Source organism: Sphingomonas phyllosphaerae, from assembly GCF_029623345.1.
GTDB classification, from domain to species: domain Bacteria; phylum Pseudomonadota; class Alphaproteobacteria; order Sphingomonadales; family Sphingomonadaceae; genus Sphingomonas; species Sphingomonas phyllosphaerae_C.
Genome location: NZ_JAPYKH010000037.1, coordinates 1 through 16,671 on the forward strand (window position 1 = coordinate 1; position 16,671 = coordinate 16,671).

Sequence of the window (16,671 nt, forward strand, 5' to 3'; positions counted from 1 at the left end):
CCGAAGGGGCGGGAGCGCTCGTCCTTCATCCCCTCCGTCGCTACCCTCAGAACCCGCGCCGTAGCGTCACGAAGACCTGGCGCGGCGCACCGGCCAGCAGCGTCTGGTTGTCGCCGCTGGCGGTGTAGCCGTTGCTGCCGATCGTCGAGACATACTTCTTGTCGGTCAGGTTGGTGACGCTGCCCTCCAGCGCGAAGCCGCGGAAGAAGCCCATGTTCTCGCCGAAGCGCACGCCGATGCTCGCGTCCACCAGCACGCGCGACCCGATCGACTGATCGTTAAGGTAGGTGAAGTAGCGCTTTGCCATATAGTCCGCGCCGACGCGGCCGAAGAAACGGCTGTCGTCGTACACGATCTCGCCCTTGGCCATGTGCTCGGGCGTGTCGACCACGGTCTTGCCCGCGGTCGCGGTCAGCACCGTGCCGGCGGCGTTGACCACGTCGTCCTGATAGGTCGCCTTGTTGTAGCTGTAGCTGGCGAACAGGCTGAGCGGCTGGAACACGCGATAGAAGGCCGAGATCTCGCCGCCATAGCTCTCGACGTTGCCGGCGTTGTTGAGCGTCGGCGGATTGCCCTGGATACCCGAGCCGTTCTGGAAGGTGAGCAGCCGGTCGTTGAAGTCGATGTAATAGCCCACCGCGGAGAGCTGGAGCCCACCCGCGCGCAGGCGTACGCCGCCCTCGGCGGTCTTCGACGTCTCGGGCTTGATGCGCGAGCGGATCGCGTCGAAGCCGGTCTGGGTGGTGCCGAACGGCCCCGCCGTGCCCGACACGAAGGCGCGCATGTTCTCGGTGTAGCTGGCGAACAGCTCGGCGCCGCCGCCCAGCGCGAAGACCGCGCCGGCCTGCGGCAGGAACCAGTCCTTCGACTCGATCTTGCCCGCCACCAGCACGCCGGTGAGCAGGTTGGCCTTGTTCTCGACCCGCATGCCCTTCCAGCCCGCGTTGATCGTCAGGCGGCCGAGCTGGAGCGTGTCGGCGACGTGATATTGCAGCGTCTCGGTGTCGTAATTGCCCGCCCATTGCGTGAAGAACGGGTTCTCCTGATAGTCGAGCGCGCGCCGATTGGCGGTCGTGCCATCGGCCATGCCGTAGAAGCGGCGCGCCTGGTCGAAGGCGTTGCTCTCATACCAGGCGCCGACCTCGAAGCGGTTGGCGCCGAGCTCGAGCGCGGCGTTGGTGAAATTGCCCGCGCGCATGATGCGATATTCGGTGGTGCGGAACGACAGCGCCGAGCCGTCGATGATCGGTGTGCCGTCCGCGTTGGGCGCACCCGCCGGGGTCGCGACATAGGGCGTGATCCACGAGCCCTGCCCCTTGTTGCGGTGAATGTAGCTGGTCGACACGACCGACAGCTGCGGCAGCAGCTGCGCCTCGAAGGTGACCCCGCCGAGCCAGTCGCGGCGCAGCCCGGCAGCGTCGTAATAGACGTCGTCGAGCGTGCCGATCCCCGCCGGAAAGGCGAGGCCGACGCCGGGATAGGGCAGTGCCGCGGTGGCGCTCGCCCCGCGCGCGGCCTGGTTCTGCGCGATCTGCGCGATCTGCAGCGCGAGCGGATAGTCGTTCGAGATATTGTCGTTGTTCAGCCCGCGGCGGCGGATGATGTCGAGGCTGAGGTCCTGGTAGTCGTTCTCGCGCCGGTCGGAAAAGTTGAGGAAGGCGGTGATCTTGCCGTGGTCGCCGACCTCCTTCACCACCTTGGCGTTGGCCTGGTGCTGGCGCTGCTCGCCGAAGCCCTTCCACTTGTCGGTCTTGAGGAAGCCGTAGCTGATATAGCCCTTGAGCCCGCCCCCCAGGTCGCCCGACTCGGCGCGGACGAAGGCGCGATAGGTCTGGTCGCTGCCATAGGTGCCCGAGGCGACGAGGTCGGCGGTGTCCGACGGCGCGCGGCTGACGAACTGGAGCGTGCCGCCGAGGTTGCTGGTCGAGGCGGTGCCGAGCGCGCCCGCGCCCTGCGCCACGGTGGTGCTGGCGATGTTCTCCGAGAGGATCGCGCGGCTGATGTGGAGGCCGTTGACGTTGCCGTAGCTCATGTCGCCGAGCGGCACGCCGTCGAGCGTGAAGCCGAGCTGGTTCTGGTTGAAGCCGCGCAGCGAGATGCGCGTCGACCACTCATAGGCGCCGAACGCGTCGGCCGACTGGAAGTTGACGCCGGGCAGCTTGGCCACTGCCTTGAGCGGCGAGGTCCCGGGGGTGAGCCGCTCGAGATCGGCCGAGGTCACCGTCTGCACTTGGCGGCTCTGGCCGAAGCCGAGCACCACCACGTCCTCCCCCTCGGTCGGCTGCTCCGGCGCGGCGCGATCGATCGTCGCCGCGGTGGCGGGCGGCGGCGCGTCCTGCGCCAGCGCGGGCGCGGCGGCGAACAGGCCCGAGGCGCCGGCGAGCAGCATGAATTTGACGGTCATCGTGTCGTCCCCCATTGTCGTTAACGGGGGCGCCTGCACTAGGTCCGGGACGGGCCGATGACGATTCGGTTGCGGTTATGCGACAGTGGGTGGTGTGGCGTGCTCCTGCGCCCGCAGGCGCCCAGGGCGACGAGGGCCAGCGTCGATGGCTCCGGGTTCCTGCGTCCGCAGCAACACGCGCGGCCATCAGAACAACGGCCGCCGCACCCGAGGGTACGACGGCCGCCGCATCAACCGAAAACGTCAGGCCTCAGGCGACCTGCGCGGTCTCCTCGGGCTCGCGCAGCACGTAGCCGCGGCCCCACACCGTCTCGATGTAATTGTCGCCGCTGCACGCCAGGCTGAGCTTCTTGCGCAGCTTGCAAATGAACACGTCGATGATCTTGAGCTCGGGCTCGTCCATCCCGCCATAGAGATGGTTAAGGAACATTTCCTTGGTCAGCGTCGTGCCCTTGCGCAGCGAGAGCAGCTCGAGCATCGCATATTCCTTGCCCGTCAGGTGCACGCGCGCGCCGTCGACCTCCACGGTCTTGGCGTCGAGGTTGACCGAGAGCTTGCCGGTCTTGATCACCGACTGCGAGTGGCCCTTCGAGCGGCGCACCACGGCGTGGATGCGCGCGACCAGCTCTTCGCGGTGGAACGGCTTGGTGACATAATCGTCGGCACCGAAGCCGAAGCTGCGCACCTTGGAGTCCATCTCGTTGATGCCCGAGAGGATCAGCACCGGTGTCTGCACCCGTGCGACGCGCAATTTCTTCAGCACGTCGTAGCCGTGCATGTCGGGCAAGTTGAGGTCGAGCAGGATGATGTCGTAATCGTACAGCTTGCCCAGGTCGAGGCCTTCCTCACCCAGATCAGTATTGTAGACGTTGAATCCCTCGGTCGACAGCATCAGCTCGATCGCCTTGGCGGTCGTCGGCTCGTCCTCGATCAGCAGCACGCGCATCGGCAATTCCCCGGTTCGTCAACGCGGTAGACTCTGTCGTCCGCGCTTCGCTACGTTCATACCCAATGGCTTCTGAACCAGAAAGGTTAATTCACACTTAATCCGGACGTTCCGTTAATGTCGAATCTTCATTCTCTGTCTCGGGCCGCGGCGTGCCCTTGGCGGTGAACAACGTGCGCTCGCGCGAGCGCGGTATGTCCTCGCCGAGCACTTCGCGCAGGTAGAGGCTGCGCACCAGCGTGAAGCCGACCACGAGGATGCCGCCCGAGAAGAACAGCCCGAACAGCCCGAACACCGCGCCCGTCCCGATGATCGCGAACAGGCTGAGCGCGGGCGGGATCGCGACGACCCGGCTGGTGACGAACGGCGTGACGAAGTTGGTCTGCACCACGCGCACCACCGCGAACACGGTGAGCGCCCAGATGAGCTGGTCGGTGCCCCTGGTCGCGGCCAGCCCCAGCGCCGGCAGCATCGCCGCCACCGGGCCGACATAGGGGATGAACTCGGACAGGCCGGTGAGCAGCCCGAGCAGCGCCGGCGAGGGCACCCCCGCGATCCACAGCCCGATCCCGACCATCGCACCCATCGCGGTCATCTGGATCAGCTGCGCCCGCAGCCACAGCAGCAGCGTCGAGGCGACGTCGCCCAGCGCGTCCTCCACCGCGGCGCGCTTGGCCGGCGGCACCAGCAGCAGGAAGCCGCGCTCGTAGATCTTGGGGTCGACCGCGAAGAAGATCGCGCCGAACAGCACCAGCACCGCGTTGAGCAGCAGCTCGCCCGCGCCGCGCACGATCTCGCCGATGTCCTGCGCGACGCGGCTGCCCGCGAAGGCGGCCTGAACCGCGTCCGCCACCTTCTCGCCGACGGGGCTCTGCGACATATAGGCCTGGAGCTGGCCGAGCAGGCCCGGCAGCGCGACTACCAACGTATTGACCTGTGAGCGGAACTCGACGCCGAACAGCCAGCCGAGCAGCGCCAGGAAGGCGAGTACGCTGGCGATCGCCGCGCCCATCGCGCCGCGCGGGCTCAACCGGGTGCGGCTGGCATACACCTCCGCGATGGCGTGGATGATGATCGCGATCAGCATCGAGCCGAAGGCGAGGATCAGCAGGTGCCGCGCGAAGTAGAGTGCGGCCAGCACGGCGACGATCAGCACCAGCCACAGCACCCGGCGGATGAAGCGCGCGTCGGGCTCGTCGGGAGCTAGCCGGTTCATGCGCGCGGCGGCGCGGCGGGAAGGGATCGTTGCATCGCCGGCACAACGCCCGGAATGGCGAAAAGGCGCGCGGGCGCAGGGAAAAGCGCGGGGTGCGGGTGGTGGAAGGACGTGTCAGTCGTCGCCCGTTCGTCGCGCGATCCGGGACCGACTTACCAGCCGTCATCCTGAGCTCGTTTCAGGATCCACCGTCGTGCGCCCTCAGCCGCTTCGGGGCATGCGGCCCGGTGGACCTGAGACAAGCTCGGGATGACGCCAGGAGGGAGCGCCAATGGCACCTTTGCCCTTTCCCCCTACGCCGGCAGCAGGCTCAGCGGCGGCACCCAGTGCAACAGCCGTTGATAGTCCTGCGGCGGGTCGGGCAGCGTGACGCGCTCGGCCACCGCGGCGGCGAGGCACAGGGCGGCGACCAGCACCATCCAGGCGGGCACGCGGCGCAGCGGGTAGGTGTCCGCCAGCAGCACCGCCGCCAGCGCGGTCGCGAGCATCGGCCACAGATGGTAACGCAGGTCGGTCGCGATCGAGATCGCGAGGAAGCTGAACTCCAGCGTCACCGCGGAGGCGAGCAGCGCGATGGCGAGCTGGCGTGATTGGCCGTGGCGCCAGCGCCGCGTCCCGACCAGCAGCAGCAGTGCGAGCAGCAACCAGGCGAAGGGCCAGGCGAGCGGGGTCAGCACCGCCTGCGCGGCGAGCCACATCCACTGCTGCGCCTGCGCACCCGGGCTGGCGAGCCCCAGCGTGTTCGGCTCGCTGGCGCCCACCGGCGCGGCGCCGGCGAGCCGCGCCGGCACCAGCCAGCGCTCGGTCATGTTCCAATGCGCCGCACGCTGCGCGAGATAGGCGAGCGGATGGTGAAGCGCGGCGTTGGCGAGCCGCAGGTACAAGTCACCCGCGCGCTGCGCCTTGAGCGGCGCCACCGCCGCGACGCAGACCGGCGTGTCGCCGAGCGGGTCCCAGAAATAGGGCGTGACGCAGTCGTTCGCGCGCAGCTGCCGCGCCGCCTCGCGCGAGAGGCCGACCGAGTGCGAGCCCGGCGCGCGCACCGCTATGCCGGCGAGATCATAGAGCGGCTGCGTCTTCTCCACCCCGCTCGACGTCGCGCCGATCAGCTGGTGGTTGATCGGCCCGGCCAGCGCCAGCGTCAGCGCGAGCAGCACCGCCGCGGCGACGATCAGCGCGCCCACGCGGCGTATCGGGAACAGGCCGGCGATCAGCGGCGCCAGCGCGAAGGCGGCGTTGGCGCGTACCAGCAGCGCGTACGCGAACAGCAGCGCGGCGAGCAGCGCCGCGGCGGCGGGGACCGGCCGGTCGCGCAGCCGCCACCATGCCACCAGGCCGAACGCGGCAAGCGCAGACCCGACCAGCTGCGCGTCCTTGAGCACCACCGCCTGCCAGCCGAGGAAGGGCGGCAGCAGCCCGACGAGCAGCACGGTCCAGCCCGCCGCCGGCCGTCCGATCCGCGCCAGCGCCCCGGCGATCAGACCCAGGCCGAGCCAGTAGCCGGTGAGCTGGAGCACCAGCAGCGGGGTGGTGCCGTCGCCGAACGGCAGCAGGCGGCGCCACAGCCACGCCACGACGGGCGGGTGCCAGTCGTCGTAGTGGCCGCTCAGGACCTGCCGGAACTGCTCGACCGAGTCATATTCCGCCACGCCCGGCGCGAACACCACCAGCGAGGCGAGCCACAAGGCGGCGGCGACGAGCAGCGGGTAACGGGCGGGGCGCGACGCATAGATCATATCGCCGATTATAGGACGCCCCCGCCCACCACAGGCCGCCGCGGGTCAGATGTGCAATGCGCGGTTGTAGGCGCCGAGCACGCTCTCGTGCATCATCTCGCTCAGCGTCGGGTGCGCGAACACCGTCTCCATCAGCTCGTGCTCGGTGGTTTCGAGCTGGCGCGCGACGACATAGCCCTGGATCAGCTCGGTCACCTCGGCGCCGACCATGTGCGCGCCGAGCAGCTCGCCGGTCTCGGCGTCGAACACGGTCTTCACGAAGCCGTCCGCCTCGCCCAGCGCGATCGCCTTGCCGTTACCGATGAAGGGGAATTTGCCGACCTTCACGGCGCGGCCACCCTCCTTGGCCTTGGCCTCGGTGAGGCCGACGCTGGCGACCTGCGGGCGCGAGTAGGTGCAGCCCGGGATGTTCCACGTCTCGAACGGGTGCGGGTCCTGCCCCGCGATCTTCTCGACGCAGACGACGCCCTCGTGGCTCGCCTTGTGCGCCAGCCAGGGCGCGCCGGTGACGTCACCGATCGCATAGATCCCCTCGACGTTGGTGCGGCCATAGCCGTCGACCTTGATCTGGCCGCGCTCGGTCTGCACGCCGAGCGTCTCCAGCCCGATGTTCTCGGTGTTGGGGACGATGCCGATCGCGACGACGACGTGGCTATACTCCTCGGTCGTGCTCGTGCCGTCCTTCCCCTTGATCGTCGCCTTCACCGCCGCCGCACCGGTCTCGATCTTCTCGACGCCGGCGCCGGTGAGGATCTTGATCCCCTCCTTGGTGAGGCGCTTCTCCATGAAGGCGCTGACCTCCTCGTCCTCCACCGGCAGGATCCGCGGCAGCATCTCCACGACCGTGACGTCGGCGCCCATGTCGTTGTAGAAGCTGGCGAACTCGATCCCGATCGCGCCCGATCCGATGACCAGCAGCTTGGTCGGCATCTCCTCGGGCACCATCGCGTGGCGATAGGTCCAGATGCGCTTGCCGTCCGCCTTGGCGAAGGGCAGGTCGCGCGCGCGCGCGCCGGTGGCGACGATGATGTGCTTGGCCTCGAGTTCGACCGTGCCGCCGCCCTGCTTGACGCTCAGCTTGCCCTTGCCGGTGAGCGCGCCGACGCCCTCGACCACGGTGACCTTGTTCTTCTTCATCAGCCCTTTGACGCCGGCGTTGAGCTGGCCCGCGACCTTGCGGCTGCGCTCGACGATCTTGGTGAGATCGAAGCCGACATTCTCCGCCTTGAGCCCGTAATCGGCGGCATGGGTCATGTAGTGATAGACCTCGGACGTGCGCAGCAGCGCCTTGGTCGGGATACAGCCCCAGTTGAGGCAGATGCCACCGAGCCGCTCGCGCTCGACGATCGCGACCTTGAGCCCGAGCTGCGCCGCGCGGATCGCGGACACGTAACCGCCGGGGCCCGAGCCCAGCACGATGAGGTCGTAGGTGTCAGCCATTGGAGCCACTCCCGGGCCGCAGCCCCTGTTTGCCATCAGATGGGTGGCGCGAGACCCGCGCGCACCTCGAAATTAGATCACGCCGCGGGCGGAACCTCGCGCGGGCGGCGATCCTCGTCGATCGCGACGAAGGTGAAGCGCGCCTCGGTCACCTTGCGCGTTTCCTCGCCGTGGCGATCGCGCGCCCAGCTCTCCACGTCGATCGCGATCGAGGTGCGCCCCACGCGCGCGATCGTAGCGTACACCGAGACCTCGTCGCCGACATGGACGGGCGCGTGGAACTGCATTCCGTCCATCGCGATCGTCACCGCGCGGCCACGCGCGCGCCGCGCCGCGGTCAGCCCGGCGGCCGAGTCCATCAGGCTCATCAGCCAGCCGCCGAAGATGTCGCCGTACGCGTTGGCGTCGGCCGGCATCGCGGAGACGCGGATGGTCGGCGCGCTGCTCGGGGGCGTCGTGGCCGGCGGAGTCGCGGCGCTCACGCGCGCGTCTCCCCGCGGCGCTGCTCCTCGCGCTGCTGCACCTCCCAGACGTCACGCGCGCCGAGCAGCCCGACCGCCACCATCGTGCCCGCGCCGACCAGCCAGATCGTCTCGGCCCCTTGCGGGTAGCTCCACGCCGCGCCCTTGAAGGCGAGCACGGTCACGCCGAGCGCGAGCAGCCCCCAGGCCCATTCGCGCCACACCGCGGGCAGCTCCATCTGCGCCATCGACCGCCTCGGCTCAGGCGAGCATCGCCAGCGGGTTCTCGACGAGCTGCTTGAACGCCTGCATCAGCTGCGCGCCGTCCGCCCCGTCGATCGCGCGATGGTCGAAGCTGCCCGTCGCGGACATCACCGAGGCGACGCCCAGCGTGCCGTCCTTGAGCACCCACGGCCGCTTCTCGCCCGCGCCGATCGCCAGGATCATGCCCTGCGGCGGGTTGATCACCGCCTCGAATTGCTTGATCCCGAACATGCCCATGTTGCTGATCGATGCGGTGCCGCCGGTGAACTCCTCGGGCTTCAGCTTCTTGTCGCGCGCGCGCGCGGCCAGGTCCTTCATCCGCGTCGAGATGCTCGACAGCGAGGCGGTGTCCGCCGCGGTGATCACCGGCGTGATCAGCCCCTCGGGGGTCGACACCGCCACCGAGATGTCGGCGCGACCGAAGCTGACGAGCTGGTCGGGGGTGAACATCACGTTGCACTTGGGCACCTGGATCAGCGCCACCGCGAGCGCCTTGATCAGCAGGTCGTTGACCGAGAGCTTCACCCCGCGCGCCTCCAGCCCGGCGTTGAGCTCGCCGCGCAGCTTGAGCAGCTTGTCGAGCTCGACGTCGACCGTGAGGTAGATGTGCGGCACCTGCTGCTTCGACTCGGTCAGGCGGCGCGCGATCGTCTTGCGCATGTTGCTGAGCTTGGTGAGCTCGTGCGGCACGTCGGGGATCGTCGCCGGCTTGGGCGCAGGCGCTGCTGCCTCCGCGGTCGGCGCCGGCGCGGACGCGCTCGCCGCCGGGGCGGCGGCGCCGGCCTTGGCGCCCTCGATGTCGGCGCGGACGATGCGCCCGTTCGGGCCGGTACCGCTGACCGAGGCGAGATCGACGCCGCGGTCGGCGGCGATGCGACGCGCCAGCGGGCTGGCCTTCACGCGCTCGCCCGCGGCGCGCTGCGGCGCCGCCGACGACGTGGCAGGAGCCGTGGCGGCGGCCTGCGAGTCGGCGGGCTTGCCGTGATCCTCGACGTCCTCGGGCGCGGGCTTGGCCTCACTGCCGGTGTTGTTGGGATCCTCGGGTGACGGACGCGACTCGCTCTCCTTCGCCGCCGGGGCGGGCGTGCTCTCGCCGGACGCGTCGTCCTCGCCCTCGAGCAGCGCGATCACGGTGCCCACCTTCACGCCGTCGGTACCCTCGGCGACCGCGATCTTGGTGATGCGGCCCTCGTCGACCGCCTCGAACTCCATCGTCGCCTTGTCGGTCTCGATCTCGGCCATGATGTCGCCCGCCTTGACCTCGTCGCCCTCCTTGACGAGCCACTTGGCCAGCGTGCCCTCTTCCATCGTGGGCGAGAGGGCAGGCATCTTGATTTCGATGGGCATCGTGAGTCCTCGAGCGGATCCTGGAAGTTGCCCGCGTCTCTCGCGGTTGCGCGACGCAGGGTCAAGCCCACCCCCTTTTGCCTCCCGCTCCCGCGGCTTGCGCGCGCGCGTCAGGCGGCGGTAAACCCCTCCCGGTCAGGGGACCTTCACCGATGCGCATCTATCTCACCGTCGTCGACGACACCCCCGAGGCGCTGAGCGCGCTGCGCTTCGCCGCGCGCCGCGCGGTGCGGACCAACGGCGGCGTCGAGATCCTCGCGCTGCTGCCGCCGCAGGAGTTCATCCCGTTCGGCGGGGTGCAGGCGACGATGGAGGAGGAGCAGCGCCAGCACGCCGAGGGGCTGGTGGCGCGCGCGGCGGGCACGCTGCTGGAGGAATCGGGCGTGCGGCCGTCGCTGACGGTGCGCAGCGGCGACGGCCCCAAGGTCATCCGCGAGATGATCGCGGCCAATCCGCAGATCGCCGCGCTGGTGCTGGGTGCCGCGGCGGGCGGCGCGCCGGGCGCGCTGGTGAGCCACTTCGCCGCCGAGGCCGGGACGCTGCCGGTGCCGCTGATGATCGTGCCCGGCGGGTTGGCCATGGACGCGATCGACCGGGTGAGTTGAGCGGGACTTCGTCAGACGCTGGACCCTAGATCCTCCCCGCTCGCGGGGAGGTGGCAGCGCGCCGCGCTGACGGAGGGGGCTCTCCGCGAGCGTGAACGCGCGTCTGCGGCAGCCCCCCTCCACCACGCTGTTCGGGCACGGTCCCCCTCTCCGTTCCTGGAAGGATGTGAGAATCGCTTACGCCGCCGCGTCGAACTGCAGGCTCGCCAGCCGCGCGTATAGGCCGCCGCGCGCGATCAGCGTGGCGTGGGTGCCCTCCTCGACGATCCGGCCACCATCCATCACCACGATCCGCGACGCCGCGCGCACCGTCGCGAGCCGGTGCGCGATCACGATCGTGGTGCGCGTCGCCATCAGCCGCTCGAGCGCGTCCTGCACCAGCCGCTCGCTCTCGGCGTCGAGCGCACTGGTCGCCTCGTCGAGCAACAGGATCGGCGAGTCGCGCAGCAGCGCGCGCGCGATCGCGATGCGCTGGCGCTGCCCGCCCGACAACCGCGCGCCGCCCTCGCCGAGGAAGGTGTCGAGCCCCTCGGGCAGCGCGCGCAGGAAGTCCGCGGCGTGGGCCGCCTCCGCCGCCGCCCAGACCTGGTCGTCGCTCGCGTCCCAGCGGCCGTAGCGCAGATTGTCGCGCGCGCTGGTGGCGAAGATCACCGTCTCCTGCGGCACCATCGCGATCCGCTCGCGCACCGCGGCGGGATCGGCCCGGCGCAGGTCGACCCCGTCGACCAGCACGCGCCCGGCCGCGGGCTCGTAGAAATGCTCGATCAGCTGGAACAGCGTCGATTTACCCGCACCCGACGGACCGACCACCGCGACCGTCTCGCCCGGCGCGACACTGAGCGTGAAGTCGTGCAGCGCGGCCATGTCGGGCCGGGTCGGGTAGCGGAACTCGACCGCCTCCAGCGCGACGCGCCCTTCTGCCGGCACCGGCAACGCCACCGGATGCGCCGGCGCCGCGATCGCGGGGCGTTCGTCGAGCAGCTCGGCCAGCCGCCCCGCCGCGCCCGCGCCGCGCAGCAGGTCGCCGTACACCTCGGTCAGCGCGCCGAACGCGCCCGCGACGATGCCGCCGGTCAGCACGAAGGCCGCGATCGCGCCGCCCGAGAGCCGCCCCGCCGCGACGTCGATCGCGCCCTCCCACAGCACCAGGGTGATGGCGCCGAACACCAGCCCGATCACGATCGCGGTCATCACCGCGCGCAGCCCGATGCGGCGCTTGGCGGCGTCCATCGTCGCCTCCACCGCACCGGCGAAGCGTGCGCTCTCGCGCCCCTCCTGGCCGAACGCCTGGACGATCTTCATCGCGCCGAGCACCTCCGTGACGATCGTGCCGACGTCGGCGACGCGGTCCTGCGAGGTGCGCGAATAGGCGCGCACCTTCCGTCCCAACACCGTGATCGGCAGGATCATCAGCGGGATGCCCAGCAGCAGCAACGACGCCAGCTTGGGCGAGATGGCAAAGAGGTAGATCAGCCCGCCCACCGCGGTGAAGCTGTTGCGCAGCGCCACGGAGATGGTCATGCCCACCACCGTCTCGATCTGCCCGGTGTCCGCGGTGAGCCGCGAGGCGATCTCGGACGGGCGATTCTCCTCGTAGAAAGCGGGGCTGAGCGTCATCAGGTGGCGCACCACGCGCTCGCGGATGTCGGCGACGACGCGCTCGCCCAGCCAGGCGACGAAATAGAAGCGCACCGCGGTGCCGAGCGCCAGCACCACCACGATCATCAGCATGTAGTGGAACGACGACGCCACCGCCGCGGACGAGCCGTCGCCGGCAGCGAAGCCGCGGTCGATCACGCGCTTGAAGCTGTACGGGATCGCGATCGTCGCCGCCGAGGTGATCGCCAGCGCCGTGAAGGCGGCCGCGATCTGCGCCGGATAGGCGCGCGCGTGCTGCCACACCATGGTGAGATTGCCGAGGCGCCGCGAAGGTGCCGGGCGGGCGGGAGCGACATCGGGAACGCTAGCCATGACGGGCGCCTAGCAGTGCCCGGCAGGCGGCTCAACGTGTGGCGCGGCGGCCACCGTGGGACAGGATCGCCACCGCGCCGCGCTTCGTGCGTTACGCCTCGGTACGTTTTGTATTACGACCGATCATGCCCATATCTCGGGCGGAAGGAAGCGGATGCTGTACGACGCATATGAATGGCAGCGGTCGTGGCTCGCCTCGGCAAGCGCGATGGCGACGGTGGGGGTCAATTGGCTCAACAACCCGTCCAACCCGTTCGCCTATCTCGGCGGCGGTCCGGTGATGGCGAGCGCGCTCGAGGTGTTCGCGCATGCCTCCGCGTCGCGCGGCAAGCCCGCCTTCGCGCTCGACACCACCATCGTCGACGGGCGCGACGTAGCGGTGACCGAGGAGATCGTGCTTCAGCTTCCCTTCGGCCAGCTCAAGCGCTTCCGCCGCGAGGGCGTCGAAGGTGGCCCGCGGCTGCTGATCGCGGCGCCGATGTCGGGTCATTTCGCCACGCTGCTGCGCGGCACGGTGGAGCGGATGCTGCCGTTCGCCGACGTCTACGTCACCGACTGGCGCGACGCGAAATTGGTGCCGGTGGCGGACGGCCGGTTCGATCTCGACGATTACATCGACTATCTGATCGCCTTTCTTGAGGCGATCGGCCCCGACGCCGGTGCGGGGGACGGCGCGCGCGGCGCGCACATGCTGGCGGTGTGCCAGCCGTCGGTGCCGTGCCTCGCCGCGACCGCGCTGATGAGCGCCGACGCGAATCCGTGCCGCCCGCGCACGCTGACGATGATGGGCGGCCCGATCGACACGCGCGAGGCGCCCACCGCGGTCAACACGCTCGCCACCGAGCGGCCCTTCGCCTGGTTCGAGCAGAACGTGATCGCCACCGTGCCGATGCTCTACCCCGGCGCGGGGCGGCGCGTGTACCCGGGCTTCCTCCAGCTCGGCGGGTTCATGACGATGAATCTCGGCAACCACATGATGAGCCATTACGAGCTGTTCAAACATCTGGTCACCGGCGACGGCGAGAGCGCCGACGCGACCAAGCGCTTCTACGACGAATATCGCTCGGTGTGCGACATGACCGCGGAATTCTACCTGCAGACGATCGACACCGTGTTCCAGTCGCACGCGCTGCCGCGCGGCACGATGACGCACCGCGGCCGCCCGGTCGATCTCGGCGCGATCACCGACGTCGGGCTGCTCGCGATCGAGGGCGAGCGCGACGATATCTCGGGGCTGGGCCAGACCAAGGCGGCGCTGACCTGCGCGACCGCGCTGCCCGAGGCGCACAAGCGCTACCTCATGGCCGAGGGCGTCGGCCATTACGGCATCTTCAACGGCTCGAAGTGGCGCGAGCGGATCGCGCCGGTGGTGGAGGAGTGGATCACCGCGCACGGGTGATCGCCGGGCGCGGGGGCGTCGGATGACGGCCGCAATCCTGCAAAATCCTCCCCTTCCCTTCAGGGGAGGGGCGGGGGTGGGGGGCTTCCGCAAACGCCGCGCCAGCGGAGAGACCCCACGCCAACCCCTGCCCTGAAGAGGAGGGGCTTACTCGAATGAACGTGCCGTCACTTCCTCTTACATCACCCGGCTGACGCGCCCACCGGGGTGGCGCTCCAGCCGCCCGGCGAGTTCGAGTTCGAGCAGCACGTCCTGGACCAGCGCCGCCGGGAGCGCGCTCTGGCGCACCAGCTCGTCGGTGGCGACCGGCACCGCGGCGAGCAGCGCCTCGACCCGCGCGCGCTCCGCGTCGCCATAGTCCACCGCCGCCTCGCGCACGCTCTCCCACGCGGCGACCGGCCGCGGCAGCGCGCGCGGATCGAGCGGGCGGAGCTGCTCGAGCACGTCCGCGGCGCCCTGCACCAGCGTCGCGCCGTCGCGGATCAGCGCGTTGCAGCCGCGCGCGCGCGGATCGCTGGGATGGCCCGGCACCGCCATCACCTCGCGCCCCTGCTCGCCCGCCAGCCGCGCGCTGATCAGCGAGCCCGAGCGCGGCGCCGCCTCCACCACCAGCGTCCCCAGCGCCAGCCCGGTGACGATGCGGTTGCGATAGGGGAAGTGGCGCGCGCGCGGCTCGGTGCCGGGCGGCATCTCGGCCAGCAGCAGCCCCTCGCGCGCGATCCGCTCCTGCAACGCGGCGTGCTGTGGCGGGTAGGCGACGTCGATTCCGCCCGCCACCACCCCGATCGTCCCGGGCAGCGCGCCGAGATGCGCCGCGCCGTCGATGCCGCGCGCCAGCCCCGACACCACGCTCACCCCCGCCGCGGCGAGATCGCGCGCCAGCTCGCGCGCGAGACGACACGCCGCCGCGGAGGCGTCACGCGCGCCGACGATCGCCACGGTCGGCCGTGACGCCAGCGCGAGATCGCCGCGCACCGACAGCACCGCGGGCGAGTCGTCGAGCTCGGCGAGCAAGGGCGGATAATCGGCGTCGCCGAGGAGCAGGTGGCGCGCGCCGATCCGCTCGAGCAGCGCCCGCTCGCGCTCGATCGTGTCGGGCGGCGGCACCACGGGCGCGCGTCCGCCGCCGCGCCGCGCCAGCTCGGGCAACGCCGCGATCGCGGCGGCGGCGGAGCCGAAGCGCGCGAGCAGGCGGCGGTAGCTGACCGGGCCGATCGAGGGCGTGCGGATCAGCCGCAGCCGCGCCGCGCGCTCCGCCTCGTCCACCATGCGTCGGGTGCCTCTTACCCCTGTTCGACCGGGTCGCCCGCCGCCGCGGCGGAGCGGCCGACGCGCGGCTCGGTACCGTCGATCAGCCGCGCGATATTGGCCCGGTGCTTCCACAGCACCAAGGCGGCGAGGCCCATCAGCAGCGGCACGAGATCGAACTCGCCCAGCACCGCCGCGGTGACCGGCGTGCTGATCGCCGCCACCATGCCCGCCAGCGACGAGATGCGCAGCAGCGCGAGCAGCCCGAGCCACAGCGAAGCGAACACCGCGCCGAGCGGCCAGTGCAGCGCCAGCGCCACGCCCATCAGCGTCGCCACGCCCTTGCCGCCGCGGAAGCGCAGCCACACGGGATAGCAATGCCCGACCATCACCGCCGCCGCGGCATAGGGCTCGGCGCCCGGCAGCCACGCGCGCGCCAGCAGCACCGCCGCCGCGCCCTTGCCGAGATCGAGCAGCAGCGTCGCCGCGGCGAGCCCCTTGCGGCCGGTGCGCAGCACGTTGGTGGCGCCGATATTGCCCGATCCGATCTGCCGCAGGTCACCGGCGCCGAACGCGCGGGTGAGCAGCACCCCGAACGGGATCGATCCCAGCAGATAGCCGAGCAGCAGCGCGGCCGCGGGCAGCGTCCAGACGTGTTCGGCGGTCAGTTCCGGTCCCCCATGCCGCCCCTCTCTAACCGAAACATACCGGGTACGCTACTCCCCGGCCGGGGCGGCGTTGCCGGCATCGACGGGACGCCGTAAGCGCATGGGCGATGAGCGACACGCGGCCGATCCTGTTCTTCGACTCGGGCGTGGGCGGGCTCTCGGTGGTGGCGCCGACGCGCGCGCTGCTGCCGCACGCGCCGATCGTCTACGCCGCCGACTCGGCGGGCTTCCCCTATGGCACGCGCGCCGAGAGCGAGATCGCGGCGCGCGTGCCCGCCCTGCTCGGGCGGCTGGTCGAGCGCTATCGCCCGCGGCTGGCGGTGATCGCGTGCAACACCGCCTCGACGATCGCGCTGCCCGCGGTGCGCGCCGCGCTCGACGTGCCCGTGGTCGGCACGGTGCCCGCGATCAAGCCGGCGGCGGCGATGAGCGCCACGCGCGTGATCGGCGTGCTCGGCACCGAGGCGACGGTGCGCCAGCCCTATGTCGACGACCTCGCCGCACGCTTCGCGGACGATTGCCTGGTGCTGCGCCACGGCTCCGCCGCGCTGGTCGAGCTCGCCGAGGCGAAGCTGGCGGGCGAGGCGATCGACCCCGGCGCGGTCGCCGGTGCGCTGGCGGGGCTGCTGGACCAGCCCAGCGGCGAGCGGATCGACGTGGTGGTCAACGCCTGCACGCACTTCCCGCTGCTGAGCGACGAGCTCGCCGCGGCGGCGCCTTCGGGCGTACGCTTCGTCGACGGCGGCGCGGGGATCGCGCGGCGGATCGAGTCACTCACCGCAGGGCAGGAGTGGGCCGCGGGGCCGGACGTGCTGGTGTTCACGCGGCTGGGCGAGCACGAGCGGCGCGTCGCGGCGGGGCTGGCGTTCGCGCGGGTGGAGGCGCTGTAGCGAAAGGGCGAGGCTGCGGGCGGAGGCGTGACGACCGGCTCGGCTGCGACGCCGCTCCCGTTTCTCTTCCCGTGTG

General features: G+C 70.7%; 14 protein-coding genes and 1 pseudogene. 3 read left to right on the forward strand and 12 right to left on the reverse strand.

The features are described 5' to 3' along the window. Nucleotides 1–46: 46 nt before the first annotated feature. The 9 genes and pseudogenes from QBJ89_RS19440 to QBJ89_RS19475 form a co-directional block, all read right to left on the reverse strand. A complete protein-coding gene (locus QBJ89_RS19440) occupies nt 47–2,404 on the reverse strand; it encodes a TonB-dependent receptor (RefSeq protein ID WP_277982116.1) in 2,358 nt (785 codons plus the stop codon). 38 nt (nt 2,405–2,442) lie between these two features. After that, nucleotides 2,443–2,559, reverse strand: a pseudogene (locus QBJ89_RS20280) (PEP-CTERM sorting domain-containing protein); the annotation flags it as partial. Between the two features lie 95 nt (nt 2,560–2,654). Continuing rightward, nucleotides 2,655–3,350 carry a response regulator transcription factor CtrA gene (gene ctrA, locus QBJ89_RS19445; RefSeq protein WP_277982117.1) on the reverse strand — a complete coding sequence of 232 codons (696 nt, stop codon included), beginning with the start codon at nt 3,348–3,350 and terminating at the stop codon, nt 2,655–2,657. Nucleotides 3,351–3,447: 97 nt separating this feature from the next. Beyond that, the gene (locus QBJ89_RS19450; RefSeq protein WP_277982118.1) at nt 3,448–4,566 is read right to left on the reverse strand and encodes an AI-2E family transporter; all 1,119 of its coding nucleotides are present in this window, start codon (nt 4,564–4,566) and stop codon (nt 3,448–3,450) included. A 293-nt stretch (nt 4,567–4,859) separates the two neighbouring features. Next, a complete protein-coding gene (locus tag QBJ89_RS19455; RefSeq protein ID WP_277982119.1) occupies nt 4,860–6,302 on the reverse strand; it encodes a hypothetical protein in 1,443 nt (480 codons plus the stop codon). Nucleotides 6,303–6,347: 45 nt separating this feature from the next. Then, nucleotides 6,348–7,742 carry a dihydrolipoyl dehydrogenase gene (gene lpdA / locus QBJ89_RS19460; RefSeq protein WP_277982120.1) on the reverse strand — a complete coding sequence of 465 codons (1,395 nt, stop codon included), beginning with the start codon at nt 7,740–7,742 and terminating at the stop codon, nt 6,348–6,350. A gap of 77 nt (nt 7,743–7,819) precedes the next feature. Continuing rightward, complete coding sequence (locus QBJ89_RS19465) at nt 7,820–8,158, reverse strand: acyl-CoA thioesterase (protein WP_277982127.1); 339 nt, start codon at nt 8,156–8,158, stop codon at nt 7,820–7,822. Nucleotides 8,159–8,220: 62 nt separating this feature from the next. Further along, nucleotides 8,221–8,451, reverse strand: coding sequence for a hypothetical protein (locus tag QBJ89_RS19470; RefSeq protein ID WP_277982121.1), 231 nt, complete (start codon nt 8,449–8,451; stop codon nt 8,221–8,223). A gap of 13 nt (nt 8,452–8,464) precedes the next feature. Next, nucleotides 8,465–9,814 carry a pyruvate dehydrogenase complex dihydrolipoamide acetyltransferase gene (locus tag QBJ89_RS19475; RefSeq protein WP_277982122.1) on the reverse strand — a complete coding sequence of 450 codons (1,350 nt, stop codon included), beginning with the start codon at nt 9,812–9,814 and terminating at the stop codon, nt 8,465–8,467. 152 nt (nt 9,815–9,966) lie between these two features. Here QBJ89_RS19475 and QBJ89_RS19480 point away from each other — a divergent pair, with 152 nt between their 5' ends. After that, nucleotides 9,967–10,419 carry a universal stress protein gene (locus tag QBJ89_RS19480; RefSeq protein WP_183920814.1) on the forward strand — a complete coding sequence of 151 codons (453 nt, stop codon included), beginning with the start codon at nt 9,967–9,969 and terminating at the stop codon, nt 10,417–10,419. A 177-nt stretch (nt 10,420–10,596) separates the two neighbouring features. Here the strand turns inward: QBJ89_RS19480 and QBJ89_RS19485 are convergent, their stop codons facing one another. Further along, nucleotides 10,597–12,390: an ABC transporter transmembrane domain-containing protein gene (locus QBJ89_RS19485; protein ID WP_277982123.1), complete on the reverse strand. Its 1,794-nt coding sequence runs from the start codon at nt 12,388–12,390 to the stop codon at nt 10,597–10,599. 154 nt (nt 12,391–12,544) lie between these two features. Between QBJ89_RS19485 and QBJ89_RS19490 the strand changes: the two genes are divergently transcribed. Then, nucleotides 12,545–13,789 (forward strand): polyhydroxyalkanoate depolymerase, encoded by a 1,245-nt coding sequence (locus QBJ89_RS19490; protein ID WP_277982124.1) that lies wholly within the window; start codon nt 12,545–12,547, stop codon nt 13,787–13,789. 177 nt (nt 13,790–13,966) lie between these two features. On the opposite strand, the gene dprA is transcribed toward QBJ89_RS19490, so the two are convergent. Together dprA and plsY are read right to left on the reverse strand one after the other, a co-directional pair. Beyond that, nucleotides 13,967–15,058: a DNA-processing protein DprA gene (gene dprA, locus QBJ89_RS19495; protein ID WP_277982125.1), complete on the reverse strand. Its 1,092-nt coding sequence runs from the start codon at nt 15,056–15,058 to the stop codon at nt 13,967–13,969. Between the two features lie 14 nt (nt 15,059–15,072). Further along, complete coding sequence (plsY, locus tag QBJ89_RS19500; protein ID WP_277982128.1) at nt 15,073–15,705, reverse strand: glycerol-3-phosphate 1-O-acyltransferase PlsY; 633 nt, start codon at nt 15,703–15,705, stop codon at nt 15,073–15,075. A gap of 107 nt (nt 15,706–15,812) precedes the next feature. Here plsY and murI point away from each other — a divergent pair, with 107 nt between their 5' ends. Continuing rightward, the gene (gene murI, locus QBJ89_RS19505; protein WP_277982126.1) at nt 15,813–16,595 is read left to right on the forward strand and encodes a glutamate racemase; all 783 of its coding nucleotides are present in this window, start codon (nt 15,813–15,815) and stop codon (nt 16,593–16,595) included. Nucleotides 16,596–16,671: the final 76 nt, after the last annotated feature.